The organism is Bacteroidales bacterium (assembly GCA_021648725.1).
Lineage (GTDB): Bacteria > Bacteroidota > Bacteroidia > Bacteroidales > JAADGE01 > JAADGE01.
On record JAKISF010000019.1, the window covers coordinates 1 to 17,957 of the forward strand.

Genomic DNA, 17,957 nt, shown 5'->3' on the forward strand with positions numbered 1-17,957 from the left:
AATTGTTTACAACACCCGGGAGCTTGTAAGACCTAATCGGAAAAACATTCGAAAACATCGGCAAAAGAAACCTTATTCTATGAATTACAAAAGGTTATGACAGATTATTAACTAAACGACATTGATAGCAGAATATAAACTGAGATGTGTATTTCTTTACTTTAATGTAAAGTATTGTTCTCCTATTTGACTGCCGTCCATAAATATATCTACATCATATTTCCCGCTTGCTTGTTCTTCATCTGCCGTCCAAAAAATGCAAACATTTGTTTTGCTGCCTTCATAAGTTAAATGTCGTTTTGAAGAATATGCTATTTCTTTTCCGTTAAAGCTAAACATACCTGATTCGTTGCTCATTAAAATAATACCGTCAGGTCCTGCGATTCTGACATAAGCATATCTGCTTCCTTTATTAGCTAAAACATTGTCATCAATAGTAAAGCAAATTTTTACTTTTTTCATTTTGCTTGCTCTGCTTGTTGTTTTATCTCTTTTATTTAAAGTTAGGGTAATAATATTTTCGGCTTTTAGTTCTTTTGCTATTTTAACTTGCGAGGAAAGACTGTCCTTTAAGTATGTAAGTGTTTCTGTACGAGCAATCTGATCTTCATAGCTTTTTTTAATTTCTTTATTTTCGGAATGTAACTTCTTGTTTTCAGTATTTAGTTTATCAATTTGCTTGATATAATCTTTCATTATTGTTTTTAATGTTTCTGTTTCTTCTTGAAGTTGTTTTATTTTTGCAAAATCAGTTCTTTTAACTCTTCTCAGTTGCTCCAAGGTTTCTTTAATTTTTTCTTTTTCAGCTTCTAATTGTTCGTTTATCTCCTTGTTATCGGTTTTTAAACTTTCATATTGACGATACATTGTTTCCAGCTCTTCTTCTATTACTGCTCTCTCACTTTTTACCTGAACAAGTTCTTTGCTTATTTCTCCCGCAACTTCTTTTTTTTGAAATTTATCCCAAACTAACCAACCGATTGCAGCTGTTTCAATAATAACAATTACTATTAATAATTTTGCCGTAGAATTCATTTTCTTGTTTTTATATAGTTTTTTAATTTCTATTATCAAATTTTAATCCGTTTTTTAAAATTGCGAATTTCAAATTTGTAACTGCCGTAAGTACATTTGTATTGTGTTTTGAAGTCCGAAATATAAGGCATCTGAAATCAAAGCATGCCCGATTGAAACTTCTTTTAAGTCAATAATATTTTTATTAAAGTATTTTAAATTATCTAAATCTAAATCATGTCCTGCATTAATTTCCAATCCTATTTCTTTTGCTTTTTTTGCTGCTTCGGAAAAAGGTAAAATTGCCGATTCTTTATTTTTAAGAAAATTTGCAGCATAAGGTTCTGTATATAACTCAATTCTGTCTGTACCCGTTAGTTTTGCTGTTTCAATAATATTTAAGTCTGTTTCCGTAAAAATAGATGTTCTGATTCCTGATTTTTTAAATTCTGAAATAATATCAGTTAAAAAACCTTTATGTTTAATTGTATCCCAACCTGCATTTGAAGTTAAAACATCCGGAGAGTCTGGGACTAATGTAACTTGTTCCGGTTTAACTTTCAATACTAAGTCAATAAATCGTTTATTCGGGTAGCCTTCAATATTAAATTCTGTTTCAACAACTTCTTTTAATTGAATAACATCATCATAACGAATATGTCTTTCGTCAGGTCTCGGGTGTACCGTAATTCCTTGTGCTCCGAAGCCTTCACAATCAACGGCAACCTTAATAACATCAGGATTATTGCCTCCTCTGGCATTTCTGATTGTTGCGATTTTATTGATATTTACACTTAATCGTGTCATTTTCTTTTGCTGAGATATAATTAAATAATATTTTTGATGTTTATTATAAAAAGGCAAAAGTAAAAAAATTGATTTAAACAATGCCGTTTTTATACTTTATTGACACGAATATTAAATGCAAGCAAGAGAATTAATATCAGATATTTTTCCGGCAATCAATATTAACGAAATTGGTAAACGTGCGTTGGTGCGTATGGATTTTTTTAAGATTTCGCATATACCGTTAATTGATGATAAAAAAAATTATCACGGTTTAATTTCAGAAAATGAAATATATGATTTTGATTTGCTTCAAAAATCTTTTTCAGTATGTAAGAAAGTCTTAGCAAGACCATTTGTTCTCGATAATCAGCATATTTATGATGTTCTGAATATGTTTTCAAAACTTAACATATCAGTTGTTCCGGTTTTGAATAATCAACAAAAATATATAGGAGCAATTTGTTTGTATGACGTAATTAAATATATGGGGAAATTATCGGCAGCTGAAAATCCGGGTGTTGTTTTTATTTTGGAATTAAGTGTGCATGATTATTCTCTTTCACAAATTTCACAAATTATTGAGGGGAATGATGCAAAGGTTTTAAGCCTTTATACCGAAACAAAAAAAGATTCGACAAAACTGGAAGTTACCGTTAAAATAAATACAAACGACTTTTCGGCAATTCGCCAAACATTTGAACGTTACAATTATACGATAAAAGCTGCATACACCGAAGGAGATAAAATTAACGAACTTCTTGAAGAACGTTATGAAGAGTTTATGAATTATTTGAATATTTAATGCAAAATATAAAGCCGTTTTATATAAACCTCTTGATAATACTTTCGGCATCAATTATGTTCATTCCTTTTTTAGGAAATGTACATTTGTTTGATTGGGATGAAATTAATTTTGCTGAATCTGCAAGAGAAATGATTGTTTCAGGCGATTATTTAAACGTTCAAATTGATTTTAAGCTTTTCTGGGAAAAACCGCCTTTATTTATTTGGATGCAAGTTGTATCGATGAAAATTTTCGGTATTAATGAATTTGCCGCAAGATTTCCGAATGCTGTTGCAGGAATTCTTACCTTAACTATACTTTACAACATAGGAAGAAAATATTTTGATAATAAATTAGGATTGATTTGGGTAATTGCTTATGCCGGCTCTGTTCTTCCTCATTTATATTTTAAATCAGGTATCATAGATCCGTGGTTTAATCTTTTTATCTTTTTAGGAATTTATTTTTTTATCGAATACCTGTCAGACAAAGAAATTAAAAGAAAAAACATTATTCTTTCTGCTTTATTCATCGGTTTGGGAACTTTAACAAAAGGACCTGTTGCTCTTTTGTTGTTTTTGTTAACAGGATTTGTCTTTTTGTTAATAAGTAAGTTTAAAATGCGAATCAGATTTTCCGATATTCTGATTTATATTCTTACATTTACTTTTGTAGGCGGATTTTGGTTCATACTTCAACTTTTAAACGGTAACTATTCAATTCTTTACGACTTTGCAGTTTATCAAATAGAATTATTTCAAACAGATGTTGCCGGGCATAAAGGTTTTTTCGGATACCATTTTATTATTTTGTTTTTTGGTGTTTTTCCTGCTTCAATTTTTGCATTAAAAACTTTCGGAAGTGCTAAATCAGACAATAATACCGACAAACAACAAGAATTTAAAAGATGGATGATTATTCTGTTCTGGGTTGTTTTGATATTATTCAGTATTGTAAAAACAAAAATTATACATTATTCGTCAATGGCATATTTCCCTTTAACATTTTTAGCTGCTTATGCAATTTATAAAACTGATATAGAAAAACTTAAACAATCAAAACCCATTAGCGGAATATTAATATTTTTAGCTTCTTTCTTTGCTTTTGTTATTTTTGCTTTGCAATACACAGGTCAACACAATAAAGAAATTATTGAATCAGGAATTGTTAAAGACAAATTTACTGCCGCTAACCTGCAAGCTGTTACTTCTTGGACAGGTTTTGAATTCTTAATAGGAGTTTTTTTAATATTAGGCGTAATTTCAGCAATCATTTTTTTTAGAAAAAACTATTTAAGAAAAGTAGTTACTATCTTTATAATCAGCATGTTATTTACAAATCTCACTCTACTTATTATTGTTCCGAAAGTTGAAAAAATTTCACAAAATTCAGCAATAGAATTTTATCAAAGTCATGAAGGTGAAGATGCTTATTTCATAACATACGGAATGAAATCTTATGCACATCATTTTTATACAAAGAAAAAACAGCCCGCAGAAACTGACATCCTAAGTTCCGGACAATTATTAAAAGGAGAAATAAATAAACCTGTATATGTAACATGCAGAATTAACAAAGCTGATGAATTTGCTGAAAAATATCCGCATTTTGAGAAGTTGTATGAGAAAAACGGATTTGTGTTTTGGCTAAGAAAAGATTAATACAAATTATTTGAAATATCTTCTAATGATTTTATTTTCCTATTTTTGAAATCTTTAAATATCATATTTTGAACAAGAAAGTTATTATAGCATCAAAAAGTCCGGTAAAATTTAAAGCCGTTAAAACCGGATTTAAAAAAGTGTTTCCGGAAACCGAGTTTGTTTTTGAAAGTATTTCTGTTCCTTCCGAAGTTTCAGACCAACCATTAAGTAATAATGAAACATATAAAGGAGCAATGAACAGATGTAATAATGCAATTAAAAAGATAAATAATGCATATTTTTGGATAGGAATTGAAGGCGGAATTCAAAAATTTAATGATGAAACAGAAGCATTTGCTTGGGTTTATATAAAATCAAAATATAAAACAGGCAAAGCCAGAACTGCAACATTTTTTTTGCCTGAAAAAATAACAAAACTAATAGAGCAAGGAATTGAGCTCGGTGAAGCTGATGATATAGTTTTCGGTTTAAAAGATTCAAAAAAACAAAACGGAGCAGTCGGAATTTTAACAAAAAATGTAACCGACCGTTCAAAATATTATTCAGAAGCCGTAATTTTGGCTTTAATACCTTTTATAAACACAGAATTATACTAAAATGAATTTAGAAAAATTATTAAATCAAAGATACTCTGTAAAAAAGTTCGATGAAACTAAACGGTTAACAGATGAACAAGTAAAAAACATATTGAAATTAACTAATCTTTCTGCATCATCATACGGAATGCAGCCTTTTAAAATGGTGATTGTCAAAGAAAAAGAAGTGAAACAGAAATTAGTTGCCTCGTCCTACGGACAAACAAATATTGCAGATTCTTCATATTTAATTGTTTTTGCGGCAAGAACTGATATTGATGAAAACTTTGTCGGTAATTATATCGGACATATTGCAAAGCAAAGAAATGTAAGTATAGAATCTCTTTCTTCTTTCAGAAAAATGCTTGTAAATTATATAAATAATAAAGATGAGAAAGCATTATTTACATGGGCAAGTCAACAAATATATATAGCTTTGGGAACTTTTTTAATTGCATGTGCATCAGAAAATATTGATGCTTGCCCGATAGGCGGTTTTATTCCGTCGGAATATGATAAAATTCTCAAATTAGAAAAACATAATTTAAAACCGGTTGTTGTTAGTGTTATGGGATACAGGCATAAAGATGATTCATATCAATTTAAAGCGAAAGTAAGAAAACCGTTAAATGAAATGATTTTGAAACTTTAAATATGGATTGGAACCTTACAGCACTTGTAGGAATAGGATTTGCTGCCGGTTTTATTAACACACTTGCCGGCGGCGGTTCTTTGCTTGCATTACCTTTTCTTATGTTTTTGGGCCTGCCGGCAAATATTGCTAACGGAACATTGCGTATTGCTATCTTGCTCCAAAATATCGTTGGTGTTTCAAGTTTTAAACAACAAAAAGTTTTTAATTTGAAAGAAGGCATTTGGTATTCAATACCTGCAGCGGGCGGAGCAATAATAGGAGCAATATTTGCCGTAAAAATTGAAAATCAGATAATGGAATACATAATAGGCGGTTTACTCGTGTTTATGTTTTTCTTCATTATTTTAAAACCTGATGCTTGGTTGAAATCTAAATCAACTGACATCAGCAAAAAACCCACGATTTTACAAATTATTATATTATTCTTTGTAGGCTTATACGGCGGTTTTATTCAAGCCGGAGTAGGCTTTTTTTTACTGGCGGCACTTGTTTTAGGCGTAGGACTTAACTTGGTTAAAGCAAATGCCGTTAAGGTTTTTATTGTTCTTATATATACTGTTTTTGCATTAGGTATTTTTATGTTCGACGGAACGGTCAATTATAAATACGGCTTTATTTTAGCAATAGGAAACATGACCGGTGCTTTTATTGCTTCTCGCTTTGCTGTAAGTTGGGGGTCTAAATTTGTTCGCTATATTTTATTAATTGTTTTATTAGGAACATCATTAGAAATTTTCGGTGTTTATGATTATTTATTTGCTTTACAATCTTGACACACAAATTTAAACATACAGTTCCTTCAGATTATTCAGAAAAAAAAAGAATTACTGATTATGCAATCGGATTATTTCCTAATTTATTAACAAAAAATGCTGTTAAAAAGGCAATAAAACGAAAACAATTATTCATTGACGGAAGAAATTGTGAAACAGGGACATTTTTAAATCCGGGACAAATCATTGAACTTAAATTTCATGAGATTTCTAAAAATAAGGTATTTAAATTAAAACTTGAAGTTCTTTTTGAAGACGAATACTTAGCAATAGTTTTTAAACCCGCAGGAATACCCGTAAGCGGTAATGCTTTTAAAACTTTAGAGAATGCTTTACTTTTTAACTTAAAACAGTCGAAACAAAAAGATGCACTTCTTTGTCCTTTGCCTGTACATCGGCTTGATAATCAAACATCAGGATTGGTTATTATTGCTAAAACAAGTGGTTCTCGCATTAAACTAGGACAACAGTTTGAGAAAAAGGAAGTTAAAAAGATTTATCATGCAGTTGTTATCGGAAAAACTCCCCGAAAAGGAAAAATAAATTTCCCGATTGCACAAAAAGATGCCTGCACAGAATTTGAATTAATTAAAACAGAACTTTCTTTAAGAAACGGTTTTTTATCACTAATTAAATTAATGCCGCAAACGGGTCGTACGCATCAATTAAGAATTCATTGCGAAGCAGCCGGTTTTCCCATTCTCGGAGACAAGTTATATTTCGGTAACAAAAAAGTTTTTAAAGGGAAAGGACTTTTTTTATCGGCAACAGAACTTGCTTTTAATCATCCTGTTACAAAAAAACAGTTAAGATTTGCTGTTTCGTACCCTAAAAAATTTGATTATATTCTGAACAGAGAGAATATGAGATTTAATGATTTTTCAAGTTCAAAAGTTTCTTAATTTCGTTAAGTTTGTTCAAAGCTTCCATAGGAGTCAGGTTGTTGATGTCGATATTTTTTATTTCATCTCGAACTTGGACTAAAACGGGGTCATCTAATTGAAAGAAACTCATTTGATAACCTTCACGATTTCCGGCTAAATCATCAACCTTCTCAATTAACTCTTCTTTTCGGTGAGATTGTTCAAGTTCTTCCAGTATTTTGTTTGCTCTGCTTACAATACTTCTCGGCATTCCGGCAAGTTTAGCTACATGAATACCAAAGCTGTGCTCGCTGCCGCCTTTCACTAATTTACGTAAAAAGATAATCTTTTGATTCACTTCTTTTACTGAGACATTAAAGTTTTTAATTCGTTCAAAAGACTTCTCCATTTCATTTAATTCATGATAATGCGTCGCAAATAAAGTCTTCGCTCTTGTTTTCGGATGCTCATGAATATATTCAACAATAGACCACGCAATAGAAATACCGTCGTAAGTGCTGGTTCCTCTGCCCAATTCATCAAAAAGAATTAAACTTCTTTCAGAAAGATTATTCAAGATACTGGAAGCTTCGTTCATCTCGACCATAAAAGTTGATTCGCCGGAAGAAATATTATCCGATGCACCGACACGCGTAAAAACTTTATCAACATAACCGATATCAGCACTTTCAGCAGGAACAAAACAACCGATTTGAGCCATGAGAACAATTAAAGCCGTTTGTCGTAACAAAGCAGATTTACCTGCCATATTCGGACCGGTTACAATGATAATTTGCTGTTTATCTGTATCCAGAAAAACATCGTTCGGAATATAAGGCTCATCAACAGGCAATTGCACTTCAATAACCGGATGCCGTCCTTGAATAATGTTCAGTTCATCGGAATCATTTACATTAGGTTTCACATAATTATTTTCCAAAGAAACATTAGCAAAAGCAGTTAATACATCTAATTTTGCGACAGATTGTGCAGTAGTCTGTATAACAGGAATATAATCAGCCAAACTGATTACTAAATCTTCAAATAATTTGCCTTCAAGAGCATGAATTTTATCTTCAGCACCGAGTATTTTTTCTTCGTATTCTTTTAATTCTTGATTAATGTATCGTTCAGAACTCACAAGAGTTTGTTTCCTTGTCCACTCTTCCGGAACCATATCTTTAAACCTGTTTCTGACTTCAAAATAGTAACCGAAAACATTATTAACCCCGATTTTTAAAGATGATATTCCTGTTTTAAGAGCTAATTCTTGTTTCATATTTTCAAGATAATCCTTTCCGGAATATGCAATTTTCCGGTATTCGTCTAATTCCTCAGAAACCCCGTTTTTAATCACATTTCCTTTTTGAATTGCCGTGGGCGGCTCTTCGTTAATTTCTCTTTCAATTCGGTCTCTTATATTTTCACAAGGATTCAGGCTGTCAGATATTTTTTTTAAATGTTTATTGTTTGAATTTTGGCAAATCTCTTTAATCTCTTCAACGGCGAATAAAGCATTTTTTAACTGAGCAACATCTCTCGGGCTTATTCTTTGAGAAGCAATTTTAGAGTTCATACGTTCTAAATCTCCGGTTTGCTTTATCAGTTTTGTTAGTTTTTCTTTAGTATCTTCTTGGCTTATAAAAAAATCAACTAAATCCAAACGTTCGTTTATAGCCGTTAAGTTTTTTAAAGGTAGAGCCAGCCATCGTTTCATTAATCTTGAACCGGGCGGCGAAACTGTTTTATCAATCACATCCAAGAGTGATTTTGCATCTTCACCGAATGAATTAAATAATTCAAGATTTCTTATGGTGAATTTATCTAACCAAACATATTTATCTTCCTCAATTCGAGAGATTCTTGTTATGTGCTTAATATTTCTGTGTTCGGTTAAATCGAGATATTGAAGAATTGCTCCGGCTGCAGTAATGCCGAAATCCATTCTTTCAACACCAAATCCTTTAAGGCTCTTTGTATCAAACTGTTTAAGCAAGCGTTCTTTTGACGTGCTTTCAGTAAATGCCCAATCTTCAAGCTTATAAGTATAATATTTTGTTCCGAAAAGTTCTCTGAATAATTCGTATTTGCTTCTTTCGTAAAGAACTTCTTTGGGAGCAAAGCTTGATAATAATTTATCAATATATTGATGATTTCCTTGTGCCAAATAAAACTCACCGGTTGATAAATCTAAAAAAGAAATACCTGCAATTTGTTTTTCTATATGAACCGATGCAAGAAAATTATTCTCCTTATGTTCCAGAATATGATCCCCGATTGCAACACCCGGTGTAACCAATTCTGTAACACCTCTTTTAACAATGTTTTTTGTTTTCTTAGGATCTTCAAGTTGTTCACAAATTGCAACCCTTTGCCCTGCACGAACTAATTTAGGAAGATATGTGTCAAGGGCATGGTAAGGGAATCCTGCAAGTTCAACATAGCTTGCTGCACCGTTTGCACGTTTTGTTAATGTAATTCCCAAAATTTCGGAAGCTTTTATTGCATCATCAGAAAAAGTTTCATAAAAATCACCTACACGAAACAATAATACAGCATCCGGATGTTTGGATTTAATTTGATTGTATTGTTTCATTAAAGGTGTTTCTACAACTTTTTTTGCCATAATTCTAATAAATTCTGAATTTACAAAACTAATAATTTAAACGATGTATTCTAAAAAAAGTAATTCCAAAATATTCAGATTTTATTTAATAAATGATTTTCATCACAAATAAAAAAAAGATATATGTTTAATAAAAGGAACAAATAATTTCATTATTAAGAAAATCACATCTACATTCGTGTAATAATTCAAATTAAATAATACTAAAATCAAAACAGAAATTATAACAAATGAATAAAATATTTCTTATAGGAGCCGGCTTATCTGCATCAACATTAATTAATTATTTATTAGATAACTCGGAAGAACATAATTGGAAGTTGCGTGTAGGCGATTTTTCTCTTGAAACTGCAAAGAAAAAAATTAAAGGACATAAAAATGCGGAAGCCATAAAGTTTGACATTTATGATGAAATGCAAAGAGATGAAGAAATAAAAAATGCCGATATTGTAATTTCTATGCTTCCGGCAAGAATGCATCATATGGTTGCCGAATATTGCATTAAGCATAAAAAAGATATGGTAACTGCTTCTTATGTATCTAAGGAATTAAAAGCAATGAAAGAAGATGTTGAAAAAAGCGGCATTTTAATTCTTAACGAAATAGGTGTTGACCCCGGGATTGACCATATGTCTGCCATGCAAGTAATTGACAGAATAAAAGAACAAGGCGGAAGAATTACTGCATTCCGCTCATACACAGGAGGTTTGGTTTCTCCTAAATATGACAATAACCCATGGAATTATAAGTTCACTTGGAATCCGAGGAATGTTGTTGTTGCAGGGCAAGGCAGTGCCGCTCAAATAATTGTAAACGGAAAATATAAATATATTCCCTATCACAGACTTTTTCAACGTATCAGCAGGACAGAGGTTTTGGATTACGGTGAATTTGAAATATATCCTAACAGAGATTCCTTGGCTTACAGAAAAGAATACGGTTTAGAAGATATTAAAACAATGATTAGGGGAACAATGCGAAGGCCCGGTTTTTCAAGAGCTTGGAATGTTTTTGTTCAACTCGGAGCAACTGACGATACTTATACTTTGGAGAACTCTGAGAATATGACATACAGAGAGTTTACAAATACCTTCTTGAAATTTGTTCCTGATTTAAGTGTTGAAGAAAAAATTTGTAAAGTTTTTAATATTGATGAAGACTCTTCAATAATGTATAGATTAAGATGGTTAGGAATTTTTAAAGACACAAAAATAGGATTAAAGAATGCAAGTCCGGCACAAATTCTTCAAAAAATATTAGTTGAAAAATGGGTATTTGGGGAACAAGATAAAGACATGATTGTAATGCAACATAAATTTCAATATGAACTGAACGGAAAGACAAAAGAAATTACATCATCATTAGTTGTTGAAGGAGAGGATAATACAAACACGGCAATGTCTGCAACCGTAGGTTTACCGGTAGGAATTGCTACAAAAATGATACTTACCGGAAAAATAAAAACAAAAGGTATTCAAATTCCGGTTATTAAATCTATTTATGAGCCTGTTTTGGAAGAACTTAGAAATTTTAAAATTAAATTTGAAGAAGAAGACAGGGAAATAATAAACTCTATTTAATTAAAAAAAAGATAAGATGTACGGAAGTTTAATATTGATATCCGTACATCTTTTTATTATTATTTTTCAGCCAAATCGTTTTTAATTTGTTCTGCTTTTTTTATTAAAGAAATAAATTCCTTTCTGTAAGCATTTTCGTCTTTTCCTTTGGATTCGGATGCTAATTTTAAAATTTGTTTAAACTTTAAATTTCCTTTAAATTGAGAATCTCTCAATAACATTCCAAAGCCTGCTACGGCTGCCGAAAATCTAAAATTATCGGTGGTTTTTTTTATATCCGCAGATAAATTTTTCACAATATGCTCAATTAAAATACTTTTTTCTTCTTTCGGTGGCTTATATCTGAATTTTAAAGTCATTAATTCATCATTAAATTCAGAACTAAGTATAGCAGCCTGTTGATATTTTAACTCATCTGATTTATTTACTTTTGTGTCAGAATCATACGGTATAATTTCATAAATTGCAGTAACAGTATGCCCGGGACCGAGTTCTCCTGCGTCTTTTGCATCATCATCAAAATCTTCTTTATTCAAAATTCTGTTTTCGTAGCCAATTAATCGATAAGCTTTTACATTTGCAGGATTAAATTCAATTTGAATTTTTACATCTTTTGCAATGGTAAACATATTGGCTCGCATTTCTTTTCCGAAAACTTTTTCTGCCTCTTTAATATTATCGATGTAGAAATAATTTCCGTTACCGGCATTGCTTATTTGCTCCATTCTTCCGTCTTTGTAATTCCCCATTCCGAAACCGAGAATTGTTAAATAAATATCATCTTTTCGTTTTTCTTCAATTAAATTAACCAAAGCTCCGGTTGATGAAGTTCCTACATTGAAATCACCGTCGGTTGCCAAAATAACACGATTATTCCCGTTTTCTATATATACTTTTTTTGCAATTTTGTATGCTAACTTAATTCCTGCTCCGCCGGCTGTTGAACCTCCGGCATTAAGTTTATTCAATGCTTTTCTGATTACATCTTTATTATATGCAGGCGTAGGAGGCAAGACTAAACCGGCAGCTCCGGCATATACAACAATTGACACATAATCTTTTCTGCCCATATTATCAATCAGTTTTAACAAAGATTTTTTTAATAGAGGTAATTTATTGCCGCTGCTCATAGAACCTGAAACATCAATTAAGAAAACAAAATTTGAAGGTTTCAAGTCGTTATAATCTAAACGTTTACCCTGAATTCCCACATGTAACAATTTATTTTCTTTATTCCACGGGCAATCCGAATATTCTGTGATAAATGAGAAGGGATGTTCTCCTTGAGGTTCCGGATAATCATAAGTAAAATAATTTATCATTTCCTCAATTCTTACTGCATCTTTCGGCGGAAGTTGCCCTGCATTTAAAAACCGTCTTACATTTGAATAAGAAGCATTATCCACATCAATTGAAAGTGTTGAAAGCGGATTTTCTTTTGTGTCTTTATATCCGTTTTCCGAAATACAGTCATATTCTTCGGTGTTGTGACTTTTCGGATTCTCAAGACCGGTATTCCCTCGTATAATTACATTATTAGCAGCTCCCGCATTAAACTTTTTATTTTTTCTTTTTTTGTTAATTCCTCCTATTGTTTGAACACAATATGATATCGGTCTGTTTATTTTTGATATTCCTGTTGCAGTAACAACAACCTCTTCAATACCAGCACTTGAAGGTTTTAAAGAAACATCTATTACATTTCTTCCGTTAATTTTTTCTTCAAGTGTTTCCATTCCTATATATGAAAAAATTAAAGTTTCAGAACCTACGGGTACTTCTATTGAATAAGTTCCGTTAACTAAAGTCATTGTTCCGACAGTTGTTCCTTTTACTAAAACACTTACACCCGGAAGTTCACTTCCTGTGTCATCAATTACTCTTCCTGTTACTGTTTTCTGAGCTTGCAATTGGTTTGCAATTAATAAAATTGCAATCAGACTAATCGTTAATTTTGTTTTCATAACTATACATTTTAATTGTTTTACTGTTATGACAAATTCAAAATTATTATACCCCTAAATTATTTATATAAAAAATCCGATGTTTTTACACCGGATTTTTTCTAAGGATTTATTGCAGATTAATAACCTCAGTAATATTTAAATAACAATTATTTATGTGTTTCAATAATTTTAACAGCTAAATCAGAATCAACATGAAAAAATGTATCTGCCTCTTCACCTTCCAGAATTAAGGTTTCTTCGGTAACTTCAATAATTTTTAATCCTTCATGCTCTCCGTATAAAAATGCTTGATTATTCGGACTGATATGCAATATACTTATTCCCTTTCCTTTTTCTTTCAGATTAACTAAGTCATTATAAATACCTCCGGGATTTTTAAACTTTAACATTAACTCTTGCACAACAACAGACATTCCTTTCTTTTTTGTTTCAATTACAGGTTTTTCCGTTAATTGTATTTCTTCAAATTTATATTTCGGGTCGTGTTTAATTTCAATAATTAACCCTGTTTTATCTTCATCTGTATCAAGAATATTTTCTGTTTTCATAAAGAAAACTCTGTGAGATTTCGGCTCTCGGTAAAAAGTCCTGAATAAAGTTTCAAAAAATGTTGTCATTATAAAATCATTTTAATAAAAAATAAAAACAAAATTATTCATTTTATTAAAATAAAAAACTAAAACTATTACTTTAATAAAAATGCAACTAAACATCTTTTTTTTCTCCTTTAATATAAAGGTATTATATTTGTAATAATCATGAAGCACATCTTATTTATATGCGTCTCAATGTTAGTCGGTTACATAGTTTCGTGTGATACTTCAAAAAATGTTGTTCACAATGAAGTTAATAATCCTGTTAGTCCTGAATTAAAAAAAAATGCATTCCTGAAATTTGAGAATGATACAATTTTTAGTTACAGTCCGAAGAAATCTTATGTTTTATGTCAAAAGTCTATACCTGAGAATAATATGAATCCTAATATTCTTACGGAATTTTTTGTTTATGATTTAACAAGCAAAAAAGTAATATATGAAGATAAAATATCAAGTTCTCATGTTTCTTGGTATTCTGATTATGAATTGCTGATTGTTCAACAAAAAGGAACTATAGTTTCGCCGGACGATTCAGGTAAAATATCTTATTTATATAATTTAAAATTATTAAAGAAAACAAGTAAAAAAGAAAAGGCAATTACCCGATAATCTATTTTATTAATCAAAAAACAAATAAAATGAAAAAAAGTTATTTACTATTAATAATCGCTGTAACAGGCATTTTGTCATATGTATTATTGTCAAAAAATAGTTATGATAAAGAAATAGCAAAATCTTATACAAAAGAGAAAAGTAATCAATTGGCAAAACATATTAAAGCAGATAAACCTGATATGTTTACTCAATTTTTCAAAGACATAACAACAAAGATAGGCTACGAAAAATCAGGTTATAAAATGAGTTACAAAACGATTGAATACAAAAAAGCTTTAAACCGAGCAAAGAACCTTAACTTAAACAAAGTTTCTCTGCCTTGGATTCAAAGAGGTCCGGCAAATATAGGAGGACGTACACGAGCAATTATTGTAGACCCTGATGATGCAACCCATAACACTTGGTTTGCCGGTGCAGCTACAGGAGGAATATGGAAAACCACAGATGCAGGAAGTACTTGGACAAACTTATCCGGAGATATAACAAACCTATCTGTTAATACCTTAGTAATGGCCGAATCAAATACCAATATAATATATGCCGGTACCGGTGAAAGTTTTACAGGCAACGGATTTAAAGGAAACGGAGTATGGAAATCTACGGATAAAGGAGCAACTTGGAATCAACTATCAAGTACCGCTACAGACGAAAATTTCGCATATATTAACCGTTTAATTGTTAGCCCTGTTAATGAAAACATAGTTTTAGCAGCAACGCAAACAGGGATTTTTAAATCTGCCGACGGAGGTGCTTCATGGACAAATGTATATTCAAGTTCACCCGGTGTAGAAGACTTAACCGCAGATCCGACAAATTTCAACATTTTATTTGCAGGTGAAAATTCACGCGGTGTTTTACGTTCAACAGATGCAGGAAATACATGGCTGTTATCATCAAACGGAATAGGCTCAGGAAAACGATTTGAAGTTACGGTTTCAAATGTTGACAATAACTACGTATATACAAGTACAGAATTATCCTCAACAGAATCCAGTGTATATTTTTCAACCGATAACGGAATAAATTGGAAAAAATATAACGACCCTCAAAACTTCTTAGGAGGACAAGGTTGGTATGATAATACTATTACTGCACACCCTTACATTGCAGATGAGGTATTTGTAGGGGGCGTTGATATTTGGAAACTAAAGTTTAACGGCACAGAATCAACTTCAACACCTGAGATATTAGGTGCCTATACTGAAAACACAGACTTCTTATCATTTATTAATTTCGGAGGTGCATATCTTGACGGGGGAATGAGTTCCGATGAAGGGACTGACTTAGTTGCATCTGACTGGACTTCAATAGAAATTAGATTCGGACCGGGATTAACACAAAAAGCTCACAGATTTACGGTTCCTACAGGTTCAACCTCGGGTGTAGCCCCTTCAAGTTATACTTACGAAGATTATATTGATGTTCCTTTTCAAGTTTGGGATACAGACAACAACATACAATTAATGGTTTCTTTCAGAGACCAAGAAAATGACGGTGCCTTTAATTTATATGAACGTACGGGAGATGCTTATGGTGAACTCGGAAGAGAATATATCTTTGTAAATTCTGTTGCTTATAATACAACAACACCGGATGCAAATATTTCGACAGCAGGCGGACATCTTTACAAAAATTTATATATGTTTTGGCCTATATTAACCACAGGAGCAACATGGGATGCAGCAAATTTACCAAGTTCGAAAATTGTAGTTCAATATGGTAGTCTAACACTAATTACAGGTGTTAAAACAAGTATTGCAGATGCCTACGGAAACTACGGCGGTCCAAACGGTTACCTCCAAAGTTCAGGGTTCGGCACAACATCAATTCCGGGATTACATCCTGATCATCACAACATTACTATCATACCTACAGGAGATCCTAATTTTATTATGATTGACGGAAACGACGGAGGTTTCGGGGTTTCGTATGATAACGGTGTAACAATAGACCAAATCCCGAATAATTACATAACAACCCAGTTCTACGGAGCTGCAAAACATCCTTCGGCAAATGAATATTTCGGGGGAATGCAAGACAACGGGACATGGCAATCACCTTCCGGTGAGGATGCAACAAGCAATTCTGATTATTACTTCAGAATAGGTGGTGACGGTTTTGAATGTCTTTGGCACACAGAAAATCCGGACTTAATGCTCGGGAGTATATACTATAATAAGTTTTACCGTTCTTCAAACGGAGGATCTTCTTGGGCTTTAACAACAGGTATTACAACTGATGACGGACCTTTTATTTCAAAACTATCAGTATCAAAAGAAGAACCCAATACAGTATTTGCCGTAAGCAACTCAGGAGTATATAAATCTATTAACTTCGGACAATCTTGGAATAAAAAGATAATCTCAACTAATTGGGCAATAGACGGTACTGTTGCAAGTGCACATAATGTTGAAGTTTCACCGGCTAACGGTAAAATTGTTTGGGCAGGCGGCGGAATGGCCACGGACTACGGCTTACAAATGCAAGTTTCAACAGACTACGGTAATTCTTTTACAGCATTACCTGATTATAATATTGTTGATATGAACGCATATATAAGCGGAATTGCAACACATCCTATTGATAAAAATACAGCTTATGTCTTATTTTCATTAAGTGATAAACCTAAGATTCTCCGAACAACCGATTTAGGACAAACGTGGACAGACATTTCCGGTTTCGGAACAGGAAATGAAAGCACCAATGGTTTCCCTGATGTTGTAACACATTGTTTATTAGTTATGCCGCACGAACCTAACACAATATGGGCAGGAACCGATATCGGTTTATTTGAATCAACAGACAACGGAGTAAGCTGGCATATTGCAAACAACGGATTACCGCCTGTATCAATCTATGATATGCATATTTCAGGAAACCAGGTTGTTGTTGCAACACACGGAAGAGGTATTTGGACGGTTGATATTGCTGAAATCGATAATATTCCTTTTATTTCATCGTTCAGCTACATCGGAACAGGAGAATTAGAAGTTGTTTCTGATTTTCAAGTTTCGTATGACAGCGTTGAAGTATATATCAACAATGCAAAAGACACAACCCTGCAAAGTCCTGTTACAGGAACACATAATATTGTTATTGATATGAACCTTTCAGCCGGAACTTATACATCAAATATTATCGGCTATATTGGGGCACAACCGTATTATTCAAATATACTTGAACTTGTAACTTCCGGCATTAACTTATTATCAAAAGCAATTAAATCCATTAATGTCTATCCTAATCCGAGTTCTGACATTATAAACTTTGTAATTGATAATAAAGAAAGTAATCTTTCTGTAAGAATATACAATACAAAAGGGCAACTTGTTTTATACGAAGAAAGTGTCAGAAACAATCAAATTAACATATCAGGTTTAAGAAAAGGAACTTATATTATAAACATAAAAAGCAAGCAAGAAAATTACTCTCAGATAATTCAGAAAAACTGATAAT

Annotated in this window: 14 protein-coding genes; 9 read left to right on the forward strand and 5 right to left on the reverse strand. The window is 32.0% G+C overall.

Going from position 1 to position 17,957, the window contains the following annotated elements; genetic code table 11:
• Window positions 1-156: 156 nt before the first annotated feature.
• Both L3J35_08345 and L3J35_08350 read right to left on the reverse strand, forming a co-directional pair.
• Window positions 157-1,035: a hypothetical protein gene (locus L3J35_08345; protein ID MCF6366196.1), complete on the reverse strand. Its 879-nt coding sequence runs from the start codon at window positions 1,033-1,035 to the stop codon at window positions 157-159.
• A gap of 69 nt (window positions 1,036-1,104) precedes the next feature.
• Entirely contained in the window at window positions 1,105-1,821 is a 717-nt protein-coding gene (locus L3J35_08350; GenBank protein ID MCF6366197.1) for a pyridoxine 5'-phosphate synthase, read from the reverse strand.
• A 115-nt stretch (window positions 1,822-1,936) separates the two neighbouring features.
• Here L3J35_08350 and L3J35_08355 point away from each other — a divergent pair, with 115 nt between their 5' ends.
• The 6 genes from L3J35_08355 (at window position 1,937) to L3J35_08380 (ending at window position 7,156) form a co-directional block, all read left to right on the forward strand.
• The gene (locus L3J35_08355; protein MCF6366198.1) at window positions 1,937-2,605 is read left to right on the forward strand and encodes a CBS domain-containing protein; all 669 of its coding nucleotides are present in this window, start codon (window positions 1,937-1,939) and stop codon (window positions 2,603-2,605) included.
• Entirely contained in the window at window positions 2,605-4,248 is a 1,644-nt protein-coding gene (locus tag L3J35_08360) for a glycosyltransferase family 39 protein (protein ID MCF6366199.1), read from the forward strand. Before L3J35_08355 ends, L3J35_08360 begins: the two co-directional genes overlap by 1 nt.
• A 68-nt stretch (window positions 4,249-4,316) precedes the next feature.
• Window positions 4,317-4,847 (forward strand): inosine/xanthosine triphosphatase, encoded by a 531-nt coding sequence (yjjX, locus tag L3J35_08365; GenBank protein MCF6366200.1) that lies wholly within the window; start codon window positions 4,317-4,319, stop codon window positions 4,845-4,847.
• 1 nt (window position 4,848) lies between these two features.
• Window positions 4,849-5,478 carry an NAD(P)H-dependent oxidoreductase gene (locus tag L3J35_08370; GenBank protein ID MCF6366201.1) on the forward strand — a complete coding sequence of 210 codons (630 nt, stop codon included), beginning with the start codon at window positions 4,849-4,851 and terminating at the stop codon, window positions 5,476-5,478.
• A gap of 2 nt (window positions 5,479-5,480) precedes the next feature.
• Window positions 5,481-6,254: a sulfite exporter TauE/SafE family protein gene (locus tag L3J35_08375; GenBank protein ID MCF6366202.1), complete on the forward strand. Its 774-nt coding sequence runs from the start codon at window positions 5,481-5,483 to the stop codon at window positions 6,252-6,254.
• Entirely contained in the window at window positions 6,251-7,156 is a 906-nt protein-coding gene (locus L3J35_08380; protein ID MCF6366203.1) for an RluA family pseudouridine synthase, read from the forward strand. Before L3J35_08375 ends, L3J35_08380 begins: the two co-directional genes overlap by 4 nt.
• Here the strand turns inward: L3J35_08380 and mutS are convergent.
• The gene (gene mutS, locus L3J35_08385) at window positions 7,125-9,743 is read right to left on the reverse strand and encodes a DNA mismatch repair protein MutS (protein ID MCF6366204.1); all 2,619 of its coding nucleotides are present in this window, start codon (window positions 9,741-9,743) and stop codon (window positions 7,125-7,127) included. The two genes, L3J35_08380 and mutS, sit on opposite strands and share 32 nt — an antisense overlap.
• 230 nt (window positions 9,744-9,973) lie before the next feature.
• Between mutS and L3J35_08390 the strand changes: the two genes are divergently transcribed.
• Window positions 9,974-11,323: a saccharopine dehydrogenase NADP-binding domain-containing protein gene (locus tag L3J35_08390; GenBank protein MCF6366205.1), complete on the forward strand. Its 1,350-nt coding sequence runs from the start codon at window positions 9,974-9,976 to the stop codon at window positions 11,321-11,323.
• Between the two features lie 59 nt (window positions 11,324-11,382).
• Here the strand turns inward: L3J35_08390 and L3J35_08395 are convergent, their stop codons facing one another.
• Together L3J35_08395 and L3J35_08400 are read right to left on the reverse strand one after the other, a co-directional pair.
• Window positions 11,383-13,287, reverse strand: coding sequence for a von Willebrand factor type A domain-containing protein (locus L3J35_08395; protein MCF6366206.1), 1,905 nt, complete (start codon window positions 13,285-13,287; stop codon window positions 11,383-11,385).
• Between the two features lie 149 nt (window positions 13,288-13,436).
• Window positions 13,437-13,907 (reverse strand): hypothetical protein, encoded by a 471-nt coding sequence (locus L3J35_08400; GenBank protein MCF6366207.1) that lies wholly within the window; start codon window positions 13,905-13,907, stop codon window positions 13,437-13,439.
• Between the two features lie 141 nt (window positions 13,908-14,048).
• Between L3J35_08400 and L3J35_08405 the strand changes: the two genes are divergently transcribed.
• Together L3J35_08405 and L3J35_08410 are read left to right on the forward strand one after the other, a co-directional pair.
• On the forward strand, window positions 14,049-14,495 hold the full coding sequence (locus L3J35_08405; GenBank protein MCF6366208.1) for a hypothetical protein: 447 nt from the start codon (window positions 14,049-14,051) through the stop codon (window positions 14,493-14,495).
• Between the two features lie 29 nt (window positions 14,496-14,524).
• On the forward strand, window positions 14,525-17,953 hold the full coding sequence (locus L3J35_08410) for a T9SS type A sorting domain-containing protein (GenBank protein ID MCF6366209.1): 3,429 nt from the start codon (window positions 14,525-14,527) through the stop codon (window positions 17,951-17,953).
• Window positions 17,954-17,957: the final 4 nt, after the last annotated feature.